We start from the raw sequence: 13145 nt of genomic DNA, 5'->3' as shown, positions 1-13145 counted from the left end.
CCCGGCCTGCCGGACTTTGCCATAAGGCGAACGGGCTCGCCCTGGGCCCGACGGCAGCCCGGCATCGATGCAGTTCACCCTTCCCAGCCGATCGGACATCCGCAGCGTGCTCGAAACGCTGGCGGCAGGCGCAACTGGCGCGGCGCTGTTCTATCTGGCCGAACTGCCGGGCGGGCTGATCTCCGGTGCGATGATCGCCGTGGCGACGCTGGGCATCTCCGGCCGTCCGGTCGGACTGCCGCAGCCGATGGCTCACATCATCCTGATGACCCTCGGCATGTCGCTGGGATCGATGGTGTCGCCAACCATGGTCAAGAACCTCAGCGCCTATCCGCTGACCATCGGCCTGCTGGCACTGGCAACATTCTGCTCCACCTTCGGCAGCAGCCACTACCTGCAACGCTTCCATGGCTGGGACCGCACCTCGGCGCTGCTGGCGGGCAGCCCCGGCGCGCTGTCGCAGATCGTCATGCTGGCCACCGAGCGCAAGGCCGACGTGGCCGGGATCGCCGTCGTGCAGATTTTCCGGGTCATCATCCTCACCGGCGCCGTGCCGCTGCTGCTCGCTGCCACCGGCTTGATGGGCCACGGTCCTTTGCCGTCGCGCGGCGAGCCCGCCACCGCGCTGGCGCTGGCCGAGCTGGCGGTCGCGGCGGTCGCGGTGTCGCTGCTGATGCGCTGGATCAATTTCCCTGCCAGCTGGATGTTCGGCGCGATGATGGCGTCATCGGTGCTGCACGGCGCCGGCTTGGTCGAGGGCACGCTGCCGCAATGGGCCTATATCGCCGCGCTGGTCGGGATCGGCACGCTGATCGGGTCACGCTTCGGCAAGATCCGGCCGCGCACCATTCTCAGCCATATCAACGCCGCCCTGGGATCGTTTGCCGTGGCCATCGCCATTTCCGGGGTATTCGTGCTTGCCATCGTCCTGACCACCCAGGTCAAGCCCTCCGACGTGGTGGTGGCGTTCGCGCCAGGCGCCATGGACGCCATGCTGGCGCTGGCGCTGACCCTGCACATCGATCCCGTCTTCGTCGGCGCGCATCACCTGTCGCGCTTCATCTACGTGTCGATCGTCACGCCCGGCATCGTGCACCTGTTCGGCAAGGCGCAGGACGACATGGACGACTGAACGGACGATCAGGCGCGCCGCGCCGTCCGCTCGATACCCCACAAAGCGATCGCCGCCATCAGCAGCGAGATCAGCACGTTGTAGCCGGCCAGCGACAGGCCGAGAAAGCGCCATTGCACCTCGTCGCAGCGGATCACCTTGACCGTGTTGAGCCGCTCCAGCAGGCTGCCGGCACTGCCGAGATTGCCGACCGGCCCGGTGCAGTCGGTCGGCCCCTGCCACCAGCCCCATTCGACGCCGGCATGGTAGGCGCCGAGCCCGGCATTGCCGAGCGCGGCCAGTGCCAGCAGCAACATGCCGCCCACCAGCACCGCGCGCGGCGCACCCCGTGCGGCGGCAGTCGCCACCAGAGCGGCCAGCGGCACCGCGAGATAATAGGCATAGCGCTGTTCGAGGCACAGCGGACAGGGCACGATGCCGAGCACCAGCTGGAAGAACCACGCCCCGGCCAGGGTCGCCGCAGCGATGACGGCGATGGCGAGTGCGGCCCGCAGCGCCGGGGTGGGTGCAATGGGCTCGGCATGGGATGCCGGCCGGTTCAACGTGGTGGCCATGGTCGCGACGCTCCGGTGTCTGAGCGCGTCCTATCCCGTGCCCCGGTCCTTGTCGAGGCGACCCCGATCGCACTTCCGATCACTCCGGAGCGTTTTGGCCACCCCGCAGGTTGACCCCCACTGCGCGACCGCTATATTCCGCCCGCTTCGCGACCCCGGCCAGCCGGCGGTGGCGATGGCCCCTGTGGCGGAATTGGTAGACGCGCTCGACTCAAAATCGAGTTCCGCAAGGAGTGCTGGTTCGATTCCGGCCAGGGGCACCATTCCCGGTAAAGTTACCAACCGGGTCAGCAAATCGGTCGACCGCGCGGCGGCGATTTCGATATCGAGCAACGCAAATCTCTCCACGACGTGACCTTCGCGACCGTCTCATTTGAGGCGGCGGGCACCTTGCCTATCTGCTTCGATCGGATGCCCCATTCGGCAGGAGTTGCAAGTCATGACCTTCAAGCGTCCGCCACTTTGTCGAAAGTGGTCTGAAAGCGAGGATGAGGAGCTTCGGTGCCTCGCCAAGACGGGAGCAACGCTGCTGCGGGCGACAGCCGCGTTGAACCGACGAGAAAACGTTATTCGCAAGCGCGCGCGGGAATTGGGCCTGTGTCTGGTCGGCATGCGCGAGGCCAAACGCCGCATCCGGTTGCTGACCGAACGGGAGGCGAACGATGACCGATCTCCTGCCCACTCCTAAATGCCCGTCCTGCGGCCTGCCAATGAAGCGACAACGAACAGCCTCAGGCGTTCAGTATGAGTGCAGCGGGCCCGATTGTCGCGATTCCGCCGAGGTCGCGGCGCGCTGGATCGCCAGCAGCCTCAAGCCGCCCTCCGTATAGGGCCGACCGGCCGTGAGGCGACGTCGGCCTAAGCGGCTGACCGAGCTTTCTACGGCCTTCCGGCCGTCGATGTGCTATCCCTTGCGATCAAGAAGCGCTCGATATCCGGTTCCGGTATCGATGCCCTGCTTCCAAAGGAGGCGAACATCGACCCCCACGCGCTGCTCATCAGCAAGTTGAAAGAGCACTCTCATCTTCACAAGGAAGATGTGAACGAGATCCGCGCATTCAGCATCACGGTTCGCGAGCTTGGTCTCGGAGAGGATTTCGTGCGCCAGGGCGATCGCCCCAAGGCTTCCGCTTTGGTGGTGAGGGGCGTTCTGGCGCGCTACCACTTGCTACCGGATGGACGACGCCAATATCTATCCTTCCATATGCCCGGGGACATGCCGGACTCCCAAGCGCTTTTTGTTGAGCAGATGGACCATACCGTCTGCGCAATCGGCACGGCGAGCGTAGCTTCCATCCCACACAAGGACCTGGTGGCGGCCTTCGACCGTCGCCCGTCGCTGGCATTTGCCATTTGGCGCGAGACGTTGATCGATGCCGCCATCTTCCGAGAGGCGATCACGAACAACAGTGCCCGCCCCCGCAACGTCGCATGGCCCATCTGTTCTGCGAGCTTTACTACCGGTCCCGCGCCTCCGGTCTCACGGACAACGAGGTGTGCCAGACTCCGATAACCCTGGGGCAATTGGGCGAAACGCTCGGCATGTCGCTGGCTACGGTCAACCGCACGCTATCGGAGCTGCGGGACACCGGCTCGGTCGACTTTCGTCACGGCGAGATCGTGATTCATCATTGGGACCGGCTCGTCGGCCTCGCCGATTTCGACCCGTCCTATCTGCATCTCAAGCGACCGCCGTTGTGACCGCCGTGGTCCGGCCGGCTTCGCCGCGGAGGCTGGCATGCACCCGCGCGGGGATGCCCCACGCGGTAGAAATGGATATGGATGCTGTCAGATCGGCCGTCTGAACGTGCGCGCCGATCTTCCCGGGCCTTCGCCATAACGTGAGAACCCACCCTATGTATGATGTCATTGTCGTCGGCGGCGGGTCTGCCGGCGCTGCCCTTGCCGCCCGCCTGTCGGAAGACCCCGCAACGCGCGTGCTACTGCTTGAAGCCGGACTCGACTGGCGTGCGAGCGAGGCGCCGTGGGAGGTCACCACACCCAACCCGATTCCGATCATCCACAACCGTGAGTATCAGGAAAAGTGGCAGTGGCCCAACCTGTTGAGCCGTCGCGTCGCCGGCCAGAACGCGCATTTCTACTGGCGCGGCAAGGGGCTCGGCGGCTCGTCCATGATGAATGGCCAGATCGCCATTCGCGGCGTCGCCGACGCCTTCGACGAATGGGCGGCGCTGGGTTGCACCGGCTGGGCGGCGAAAGACGTCATGCCGCTATTCTCTGTGATCGAGGACGACGAGGAATTCGGCGACAGCCCGGGCCACGGCCGCGGCGGACCGCTGCCGGTCTATCGCGCGCCCGCAGACAGATGGGGTCCGATCGACAGCGGCTTGCGCGACGCCGCGCTGGCAGCGGGCTATCCATGGTGCGCCGATGTCAACGGCCCCGACGGCGAGGGGGCCGCCTGCTATCCCATCAACAGCCGTAACCTGCGACGCATATCCACCAACGAAGGCTATCTCGAACCGGCGCGCGGCCGTGCCAATCTCGAAATCCGCGGCAAGGCGCTGGTCGACCGGCTGGTGATCAAGGACGGCCAGACCACCGGTGTTGTGGTCCATATCGAAGGCCAGGGCACGATGAAGATCGACGCGCGCGAGATCGTGCTGTGTGCTGGCGCTATTCACAGCCCGGCGATCCTGCTGCGTTCGGGCATCGGCCCCGCCGACGAGCTGAAAGCCATGGGCATCGCGGTCGCGCGCGACCTCCCGGTCGGCAGAAACTTCTTCGATCATCCGCTGTTCCGCACGACGATCCAGCTGCGCGAGGACATCCGCCCGGTCGATCCCGATACCCGCCACACCAACTGCTGCGTGACCTATTCTTCCGGCCTCGCCGGCGGCGGCAAGCGCGACATGATCCTGATCGCCTTCAACCATCGCGGCATCGGCAAGCCCGGCGCCATCGGCACCGGCCTGTTCAATGCATTTTCGCGCGGTGCCCTGACGCTGGCGTCGATCGATCCGTCGATCGATCCGATCGTCGAGGAGAACATGCTCGCCGACCCTCGCGATATCCTGCGGATGCGCGATGCGGTAAAGCGGCTGGCGGTGCTGACCGTGCAGCCGGCGCTGGCCGGGATCGCCGACTGGATCCGCCTCACCGACACCGACCTGACCCTGCCGCAAGCGGCGGCGCTGCCGGATCACGAACTTGACGCGCTGCTGCGCCGCGACACCGGCGACATCCAGCATGCCGCCGGCACCTGCCGCATGACCGCCTTCGACGACGACAATGGCGTGGTCAATCCCGACGGCACCGTGAAGGGGCTCAAGGGCCTGCGCGTCGCCGATGCCTCGATCATGCCGTCCGATTGCCGCGCCAACACCCATCTGACGACCGTCGTGATTGGCGAGCACATCGCACGGATGATGAAGCGCAAGACCACGGCCGGGGCGGTCCCGGCCTTGGCGAGTTAGGTCGGACGACGAGCCTCAGATCGGTTCATTCCGCGGCGCGCGGGCTGGCCATATCTTCGGCCCGCTTCCAGGCCGGAAACGGGTCGAACAGATTGGCCCAGGCCGCGACGTCCATACCGGGCTTGCCCGACACCAGGCAGGCGTCGAGCCGGCTGCGAATGTCGGCTTCATCCATGTCGGTGCCGATGAATACGATCTCCTGCCGACGGTCGCCGTAGATCTCGTTCCAGTTCTTTTTCAGCGACTGTCGCCAATAGGGATCGTCGGGCCAGCGGTCGCTCGGCACATTGGCCCACCAGAATCCCATGCCCTCGCTGCGCACGATGGCGCCGGCCTGGCTGAGTTCGCCGACCCATTGCGGCCGTGTCGCCAGCCAGAAATGTCCCTTGCTGCGGATTACGCCGACCCAGGTCTCACGCAGAAACTGCTGGAATTTCGCGGGATCGAAAGGCCGCCGTGCGCGATAGACGAAATTCTGCACGCCATACTCTTCGGTCTCGGGCGTGTGGTCGGCGAAGCCGTACAGTTCCTTGTACCAGAGCGGATGCTGCTGGGCCTTTTCGAAATCGAAGCGGCCTGTGTCGAGCACGCGGTCGAACGGCACCTTGGCAAGATCCGCCTCGACGATGTCGGCATCGGGATTGAGCGCGCGGATGATTTTTAGTGCGTTGTCGCGCTGCATCGGCGTGGCGTCGCTCACCTTGTTCAGCACCACCACGTCGGCAAATTCGATCTGCTCGACCAGCAGATCCACCAGCGTGCGCCGGTCGCCCTCCAGCGACTCGCCGCGATCCTGCAGGAAATCCGTCGAGGAATAGTCCTTCAGCAGGTTCACCGCATCGACCACCGTCACCATGGTGTCGAGCTGTGCGACGTCCGACAGGCTGTCGCCGTTCTCGTCGCGGAAATCGAACGTGGCGGCGACCGGCAGCGGTTCGGCGATGCCGGTCGATTCGATCAGCAGATAGTCGTAACGACCGTCCTCGGTGAGCATGCGGACCTCGCGCAGCAGGTCGTCGCGCAGGGTGCAGCAGATGCAGCCGTTGGTCATCTCGACCAGTTTCTCATTCGTGCGTGACAGCTTCGCATCGCCATCGCGAATGAGGTCGGCGTCGATGTTCACCTCGCTCATGTCGTTCACAATCACCGCAACCTTCAGGCCGTGGCGGTTGTTCAGCACATGGTTCAGCAAAGTGGTCTTCCCAGCCCCGAGGAAGCCGGACAAGACAGTGACGGGGAGTTTTTGCATCGAGATCGAACAACCGTTTGAGGGACGGAAACCGGCGGGTCTTGCGTGCAGCTATGGGCACCAATTTTTGTTATGTTATAACATAACAATCCTTCCGGTGGCTTTGTCAAGTTCAACCGGGCCCGGCATTGCGGCGTGTCAGCTCTGCGCCCGTGGCAATTCCGCTTCTGTGCCCCCAGTTAAAGGAGCCCTGCAGGAGTTTGCCCATGGCCGCCCTTTCGATCCTCGACCTTGTCCGTGTCACCCAGGAAACCGACGCCCGCGGCGCGCTGGACAATGCGCGCGACCTGGCCGGCCACGCCGAGCAGTGGGGCTACAAACGGTTCTGGGTGGCCGAGCATCACAACATGGCGGGAATCGCCAGTGCCGCAACGTCCATCGTGATCAGCCATATCGCGGCGGGCACCCGGACGATCCGCGTCGGCGCCGGAGGCATCATGCTGCCCAACCATGCTCCAATCGTCATCGCCGAGCAGTTCGGCACCCTGGCACGGCTGTATCCCGGCCGTATCGACCTTGGCCTGGGACGGGCGCCCGGCACCGATCAGTTGACCATGCGGGCCTTACGCCGGTCGCTGCAGAGCTCGGACAACTTCCCGCAGGACGTGCTCGAGCTGCAGGCCTACTTCGCCCCGGTCGGGCCGAACCAGAACATCCAGGCCGTGCCGGCCGGCGGCACCGACGTGCCGCTGTGGATTCTGGGCTCAAGCACCTATGGCGCGCAGCTCGCCGCCGAGCTCGGCCTGCCCTACGCCTTTGCCTCGCATTTCGCGCCGGAACAGCTGCTGCAGGCGCTGGCGATCTACCGCGCCCGCTTCAAGCCGTCCGAGCAGCTCGACCGCCCCTACGCCATGGTCGGCGTCAACATCATCGCCGCCGACACCGACAAGGAAGCCAGGCGCCTGGCGACGACGCAGCAGATGTCGTTCGTGAACATGTTCCGCGGCACCCGCGGCCTCAGCCAGCCGCCGATCGACGACATCGAGACCTACTGGTCGCCCGCCGAGAAGATGCAGGCGATGGGCATGCTGAGGCGCTCGATCGTCGGCTCGCCCGACACCGTGCGCGCAGGCATTGCAGCGCTGGTCGCCGAAACTGGCGCCGACGAATTGATGATCGTGTCGGATGTCTATGATCACAGCGCGCGGCTGCATTCGTACGAGCTGATCGCTGCGACACAGAGCAGTCAGCAAGGGCAGCTGGCAGAAGCCGTCGCCTGAGTCTCAGATCTGCGACGCGACCTGTTCGAGGCCGATGATGCGGGCCAGCGAGCGAACCTCGCGCTTCTGATCTTCGCGCAGCGTAAAGAGCAAAGGCATCGCTGCCGATTTCAGTTGCTGCACTTCGGCGCTGGACGGATCGATCGGCGGGAGGCTGGCGCCCGGCCTGGACTGCTTTGTGTCGTGGATCTTGCGCGCAATCGCTCGCAGCGCATCCTCGACGGCCGGCCAGCTTTGCTGCTGAGAAGCGGTCAGGTTGAGGCGCCCCTTGATGGCGGCGATCTGCGCATCGCTGAGCAATGCATAGTTCTTCTGCACGGGCGGCTTGGCGGCCAGCTTCGGCTTGGCGGGCGTTGGCGACGGGATCATCCCGGGATCGGCGATTCCGGGCGGCGCGACAACAGCCGCGCTCTCCGACGCAAATGCCTGCCGCAGCGATTCAATCTGCAGGGAATCGGATGGCGATGTTTCGACCGACGCCAGCAGTCCGGCGGCCACTGGCAGCTTGTCCTTCTTACCCTGGGCGTTCGAGACCGGGCCACGGGCCACGGCCACAGAATTCGACGTATCGAACGGGGCGGAAGGCACGCTGTCGCGGCCAAGGATGCTGGCAACCGCGCCGCCCGCCAGCAGGACACAAGCCAGGGCCCAAATGGTCAGTGTTCGCGTCAAGCCTGTCTCCACTGCAGCGACGAAACTATCGTCGATCGTCCTCACAAATGGAGAATAAATGAGGCTTAACCATGCCAGTCCGGAGGCGGACCGAGCCCGAATTGGCTAAACCCAACTTAGGCAGCCAACTCAAGCACATAGGCGTCCTGGATATCGGCCACGATATCGGAGGCTTCCCACAGCGCGTCCGGCGCGATGGACTGCATGCTGATGGTCCAGTTGGCACCTTTGGCGGCACGCGGCGTGCTGACGATGTCGAATTCGACGTTGCGGCACAGCGGATGACGCTCGAAGGCAAAGGCCACCCGCGCCTTGATCTCTGCGATGGTAGCTGGCGTCTTCTCGAAACAGGCTTCGAAATCCATGGCAACCGCCCTGTGTCCAATTGCGCGCCGCGCGATTCTCAACCGCCCATTCTTGATCCAGCCCTGGTTAACGAACCATTAATCGCGGCATCGCGGGTTCCCTTCGGGTCAGCCCAGCAGTTGATCGAGCCGCTCCCGCAACTGGTCCTGATGATAGGGCTTCGCCAGCCGCGGCAGATCGAGCTGCGTGCCCTCAGGCAGTTCCGCATAGCCGGTCGCAAGCAGGATCGGCAGCGACGGCCGCACCTCCCGCGAGGCAGCGGCAAGTTCGATGCCGGTCATTCCCGGCATCACGTGATCGGTCATCATCAGATCGAGCGGTTGTTCGCTGCGTAAAATATCCAGCGCATGGCGGCCGGAATTGACGCCGATGACCCGGTGACCCAGATCTTCCAGCATCTCCGTGGTGGACATGGCGATCAGCGGATCATCATCGACGAACAGGATCACCGCCGAGCGCGCGGCGTTGCGCGTGACCTGACCTGCGCCGGTGGATGCCGGGGCTTTGGTGGTGACGGGCAACACCAGGGTCGCCGTCGTACCGCGTCCCACCACGCTGCAGAGTTCGAGGGTGCCGCCGAGTTGCACCGCGAGGCCATGCACCATCGACAGGCCGAGGCCGGTGCCCTTGCCCAGCGGCTTGGTCGAGAAAAACGGCTCAATCGCCTTTTTCAGCGTCTCCGGCGACATGCCGCTGCCGTTGTCGATCACCGACACCTTCAGATAGTCGCCGGGTGTCAAAGCGGGGTCGTTGTTGACCGCGTGCCGGGACACCTTGATGTCGATCGCCCCGCCATCCTGCATGGCGTCGCGCGCGTTGATTGCCAGATTGAGGATCGCAAGCTCCAGCTGGTTGGCATCGATCCGTGCCGGCGGCAGGCCCTCGGGGATATCGATATTCAGCGCAACACGGGGACCGAGCGAACGCTCAAGCAGATCGATCATGCCACGGATCAGCGCGCCCAGATCGACCGGTACCACCTTGAGATCCTGCTGCCGCGCAAATGCCAGCAGCCGCTGGGTCAGCGACGCGCCGCGCTCGGCCCCTGCATCGCGCCGTCGATCAGCCGGTGCATGCGCGGGTCGTCGGGGATGCGCTTGCGCAGCAAGTCCAGATTGCCCATGACGGCCATCAGCAGATTGTTGAAGTCATGCGCGACGCCGCCGGTGAGCTGGCCGATGGTCTCCATCTTCTGCGCCTGGCGCAGCTGCTCCTGGGCCTTTTCGCGGGCCGCGACTTCCTTCATCAGATCGGCCGTGCGCTCCTCCACGCGCTGTTCCAGCGTGGCGGTGAGTTCGGCCAGCGCCGTGCGTTCGGCTGCGAGCTGGTCGAGCAGCGTTTCCCGCTCGATGTCGACGGTCTTTCGTGCGGTGATATCGAGGGACACGCCGACCAGCGATTTGACCTTGCCGTCGGGGCCGCGAATGGTCCGCGCGCGGGTCTCCACCCAATGCACGGTGCCGTCCGGCCATATATTGCGATACTCGACATTGTAGTCGCTGCCATTGGCAAGGGTCAGGTCGAGAGCCTGCTGGCGGCGCTCGCGATCGTCCGGATATATCGATGCCTGCAGGTCCTCAAAAGTGAAGGGCTGCCCCGCCTTTCGTCCGAAGAACGACTTGCAGGCATCCGAAACTTCGAGTTCCAGCGTCGGAAGATGCAGCTCCAGCGCGCCCAGCCGGCCGGCGTTGAGCGCCGTCTGCAGCAGCTCTTCGCTTTCGGTGAGATCTTCGAGAATGGCGCGCGTCTGGTATTGCCGGCGTCGCCCGCGCACCGCCGAGCCAACGATGCTCACCAAAGTGGTGGGGTGAAACGGGCGCTCGATGAAGGTGACGTTGCCGAGCAACTGTCCGAGCCTTGCCGCATCGGGGTTGCGTTCGGGGCCGCCGCCCTGCCGGGTCAGCAATACGATGGGGAAATCCGACCATGACGGCTGGTCGTGGAGCCAGGTCACCAGCCGGCGCAGATCGGCGGTCTTGATCGCCTCGTCGGCGATCACCGCCAGTCCTGCACCGCCCTCGATCTCCTGCACCAGAGCTGTAAAATCCGCGCAGGCCTGCGCGTAAAAACCAGCCTCGCGGATCAGCGCCTCCGCCACCGCAGCGTCGCGGCCGGTAGGGGCCAGAATGACCGCGCGTTCGGAGGACAGGCCCGGCTTCACGAGGCCTGCTCCTCCAGCAACGGGCTGACGCCGCCATAAATCGGGACGCCGCGCAACACGCCCTGGAATTCGCTGAGCGGGGCCCCGATGGTCAGGCCGCGGCGGTCGATCCGGTATTCGCGGATCGTCGTCTCGTGATTGCCGGTACGCTTCTTGATCACCGAAATCGCCCGCCGCACGCTGCCTGTCGCTTCGAAATAGCGCAGCAGGATCACGGTGTCGGCCAGATAGGTGACGTCGATCGGCGCCTTCATGTCACCCACCAGACCGTGCTGCGCAACCGTCATGAACGTCGCAGCGCCACGGCGATTCAGATACTGCAGCAGCTCGTGCATATGCAGGATCAGCGAGTTCTCCTCAGGCATCGAAGCCTGATAACCGTTGAGACTGTCGATCACCACGGTCTTGATATCATGGTCGTCGATCTGCTTGCGAACGCGATGCGCGAATTCGCCGGGCGACAGTTCGGCCGCATCGACCTGCTCCACGAACAGCTTTCCGCTTCGCTGCATCTCGGCGAGATCGATGCCAAGACCTTTCATGCGATCGAACAGCAGACCAAGCTCCTCATCGAGCACGAACATCGCGGCCTTTTCTCCGCGCTTCACCGCGGCCACGACGTTGACGATCGCGGCGATTGATTTGCCGGTGCCGGCCGGTCCCAGCACCAGCGTGCTCGATCCGGTTTCGACTCCGCCGCCGAGCAACTGGTCGAATTCGGCGATCCCGGATGACTTCGTTGTGCGGGCCAGATTGTTGCGGAATTCCGAGGCCACCAACCTTGGGAAGATGTTCAACCCGCCGGTGGAAATGGTGACGTCGTGGTAGCCGCCGCGGAATTTCACGCCACGATACTTGATCACGCGGGCGCGGCGGCGCTCGGCGCCATAGGACGGCGCCAGTTCCTCCAGGCGCAAAACGCCATGGGCAACGCTATGCACGGTCTTGTCGGCCACGTCGGCGGTGAGATCGTCCAGCAGCATGACCGTGGTGTTGAACCGTGCGAAATAGTGCTTGATGGAGAGGATCTGCCGGCGATAGCGCAGCGAGCTCTGCGCCAGCAGCCTGATTTCAGACAGGCTGTCGAGCACGACCCGGCTCGGCTTGACGCGTTCGACCGCCTCGAAGATCTGCTTGGTAGTTTCCCCGAGCTCAAGGTCCGAGGAATACAGCAGGCTCTGCTGCTGCTCGGAATCCAGCAGGCTTTCGGGAGGCAGAAGTTCGAAGACCTCGATGCCTTCGCCGAGGGTCCAGCCATGTGAAGCCGCACCGTCGCGCAGCTCAGGATCGGTCTCGGACAGGGTGATATAGAGGCATTTTCCCCGGTACGGGCGCCCTCCAGGAGAAACTGCAGAGCAACAGTGGTCTTGCCGGTGCCCGGCGCGCCTTCCACGAGAAACAGGTGACCGCGCGTAAAACCACCGGACAGGATATTATCCAGACCCCAAATACCGGTTTTCGCCCGATCTTCGGGTGCAAGTTCAGAACTCATCGGAACCCCCTAACGTCGAATAACCACCACGATTGCAGCGAGTTCCCTGCCATCGCACGGTTTTTTCGCCCCGCAAGTGGGCTCGGTTCAGCGTTGCTCGATCACCAGGCTCTGCACGGCCCGGCCAAAGTAGCCGTTGATGTCGGCGAGCCGCGAGGCGGCGATGCCGGCACCGGTGGGCCCGATCCAGCTTTCGGAATCCAGCAGGATCCAGTCGCCCACAGGCGGTCGCGACAGGCTGACGGAAAGGTCGGCATTCAAGAACGTCCAGTGGTCGAAGCTCAGGACGCTCGACGTTCCGTTGCTGAAATCGGCGGCGACCACCGCGCGCATGACCTGGGAAATCGGCGCCCCCTCGATGATCGGCCGGTTGAGCCGGTACCAGATCGCGCCGGGCCCGAGTTTGAGGAAGCCACCGCGCACCGCCCGCACCGTCATGCCGGCAACAAACGGACTGCTGGCATGTTTCGGCTCCAGCAATCCTCCCTGGTCCGGCAGGGGAAGGTCGAGTGGGGAATCGACGACCTCCGCAGGCAGCGCCTGCGCCTCGACCCGGACCTTCAGCACCGTGGCGCGCACAACGACCACACCATCTGCCAGCAGCCTGACGCCACAAAGCTGGATCTTGCGGCCTTCGCGCAGCACCTCGGTCTCGAAGCTGAGCGGCGCCACGGGCACCGGCCGCAGGAGGTCGACGGTCACCCGCACGACCTGCATCGGCGATGCCGCAGGCATCCGCTCGGCCAGCCACGTCACCAGCGCCGACGGCGCCGACCCGTGCTGCATGGTCGCGTTCCACGGACCCGCGGCGTGCGGAGAGGTGAGGACGTGATTGCCGTCCACGCGATAGATGAAGTCCATC

Annotated in this window: 9 protein-coding genes, 1 tRNA gene and 3 pseudogenes; 6 read left to right on the top strand and 7 right to left on the bottom strand. The window is 64.6% G+C overall.

Translation table 11 applies throughout. The annotated features are described in order from the left end of the window. Positions 1 to 67: 67 nt before the first annotated feature. The gene (locus tag ONR75_RS05285; RefSeq protein ID WP_265081692.1) at positions 68 to 1132 is read left to right on the top strand and encodes an AbrB family transcriptional regulator; all 1065 of its coding nucleotides are present in this window, start codon (positions 68 to 70) and stop codon (positions 1130 to 1132) included. Between the two features lie 8 nt (positions 1133 to 1140). Here the strand turns inward: ONR75_RS05285 and ONR75_RS05280 are convergent, their stop codons facing one another. Further along, positions 1141 to 1686 carry a disulfide bond formation protein B gene (locus ONR75_RS05280; protein WP_265081691.1) on the bottom strand — a complete coding sequence of 182 codons (546 nt, stop codon included), beginning with the start codon at positions 1684 to 1686 and terminating at the stop codon, positions 1141 to 1143. Between the two features lie 178 nt (positions 1687 to 1864). On the opposite strand from ONR75_RS05280, the gene ONR75_RS05275 reads away from it, so the two are divergent. The 4 genes and pseudogenes from ONR75_RS05275 to ONR75_RS05260 all read left to right on the top strand — a co-directional run bounded on the left by ONR75_RS05275 (position 1865) and on the right by ONR75_RS05260 (position 5123). Continuing rightward, positions 1865 to 1949 (top strand) — tRNA-Leu (locus ONR75_RS05275). Positions 1950 to 2125: 176 nt separating this feature from the next. Beyond that, positions 2126 to 2374, top strand: a complete 249-nt coding sequence (locus ONR75_RS05270) for a hypothetical protein (RefSeq protein ID WP_265081690.1) — start codon at positions 2126 to 2128, stop codon at positions 2372 to 2374. 288 nt (positions 2375 to 2662) lie between these two features. Next, positions 2663 to 3387, top strand: a pseudogene (locus ONR75_RS05265) (Crp/Fnr family transcriptional regulator). 155 nt (positions 3388 to 3542) lie between these two features. Then, on the top strand, positions 3543 to 5123 hold the full coding sequence (locus tag ONR75_RS05260; RefSeq protein ID WP_265081689.1) for a GMC family oxidoreductase: 1581 nt from the start codon (positions 3543 to 3545) through the stop codon (positions 5121 to 5123). Between the two features lie 25 nt (positions 5124 to 5148). Here the strand turns inward: ONR75_RS05260 and zigA are convergent, their stop codons facing one another. Further along, the gene (gene zigA / locus ONR75_RS05255; RefSeq protein WP_265081688.1) at positions 5149 to 6372 is read right to left on the bottom strand and encodes a zinc metallochaperone GTPase ZigA; all 1224 of its coding nucleotides are present in this window, start codon (positions 6370 to 6372) and stop codon (positions 5149 to 5151) included. Positions 6373 to 6578: 206 nt separating this feature from the next. On the opposite strand from zigA, the gene ONR75_RS05250 reads away from it, so the two are divergent. Continuing rightward, the gene (locus tag ONR75_RS05250; RefSeq protein ID WP_265081687.1) at positions 6579 to 7592 is read left to right on the top strand and encodes an LLM class flavin-dependent oxidoreductase; all 1014 of its coding nucleotides are present in this window, start codon (positions 6579 to 6581) and stop codon (positions 7590 to 7592) included. A 3-nt stretch (positions 7593 to 7595) separates the two neighbouring features. Here ONR75_RS05250 and ONR75_RS05245 read toward each other — a convergent pair whose 3' ends face one another. From ONR75_RS05245 to ONR75_RS05225, 5 genes and pseudogenes are all read right to left on the bottom strand, one after another. Beyond that, positions 7596 to 8264 (bottom strand): hypothetical protein, encoded by a 669-nt coding sequence (locus tag ONR75_RS05245; RefSeq protein WP_265081686.1) that lies wholly within the window; start codon positions 8262 to 8264, stop codon positions 7596 to 7598. 116 nt (positions 8265 to 8380) lie between these two features. Beyond that, entirely contained in the window at positions 8381 to 8629 is a 249-nt protein-coding gene (locus ONR75_RS05240) for a hypothetical protein (protein ID WP_265081685.1), read from the bottom strand. A 108-nt stretch (positions 8630 to 8737) separates the two neighbouring features. After that, positions 8738 to 10791: pseudogene (locus ONR75_RS32710) on the bottom strand (ATP-binding protein). Continuing rightward, positions 10788 to 12283, bottom strand: a pseudogene (locus ONR75_RS05230) (ATPase domain-containing protein). The pseudogenes ONR75_RS32710 and ONR75_RS05230 overlap by 4 nt, the downstream one beginning before the upstream one ends. An 87-nt stretch (positions 12284 to 12370) precedes the next feature. Next, complete coding sequence (locus ONR75_RS05225) at positions 12371 to 13144, bottom strand: thioesterase family protein (protein ID WP_265081684.1); 774 nt, start codon at positions 13142 to 13144, stop codon at positions 12371 to 12373. Position 13145: the final 1 nt, after the last annotated feature.

The organism is Rhodopseudomonas sp. P2A-2r, assembly GCF_026015985.1.
In the GTDB taxonomy this organism is placed as follows: domain Bacteria; phylum Pseudomonadota; class Alphaproteobacteria; order Rhizobiales; family Xanthobacteraceae; genus Tardiphaga.
The sequence above is the reverse complement of the archived record's forward strand: the minus strand, read 5'-3'. Positions and strand labels throughout refer to the sequence as shown.

Bases quoted from the DNA above. Each gene is read 5' to 3' on its own strand.
- ONR75_RS05240 (WP_265081685.1), bottom strand. From the start codon at position 8,629: ATGGATTTCGAAGCCTGTTTCGAGAAGACGCCAGCTACCATCGCAGAG.
- ONR75_RS05285 (WP_265081692.1), top strand. From the start codon at position 68: ATGCAGTTCACCCTTCCCAGCCGATCGGACATCCGCAGCGTGCTCGAA.
- ONR75_RS05280 (WP_265081691.1), bottom strand. From the start codon at position 1,686: ATGGCCACCACGTTGAACCGGCCGGCATCCCATGCCGAGCCCATTGCA.
- ONR75_RS05260 (WP_265081689.1), top strand. From the start codon at position 3,543: ATGTATGATGTCATTGTCGTCGGCGGCGGGTCTGCCGGCGCTGCCCTT.
- ONR75_RS05270 (WP_265081690.1), top strand. From the start codon at position 2,126: ATGACCTTCAAGCGTCCGCCACTTTGTCGAAAGTGGTCTGAAAGCGAG.
- zigA (WP_265081688.1), bottom strand. From the start codon at position 6,372: ATGCAAAAACTCCCCGTCACTGTCTTGTCCGGCTTCCTCGGGGCTGGG.
- ONR75_RS05250 (WP_265081687.1), top strand. From the start codon at position 6,579: ATGGCCGCCCTTTCGATCCTCGACCTTGTCCGTGTCACCCAGGAAACC.
- ONR75_RS05225 (WP_265081684.1), bottom strand. From the start codon at position 13,144: ATGGACTTCATCTATCGCGTGGACGGCAATCACGTCCTCACCTCTCCG.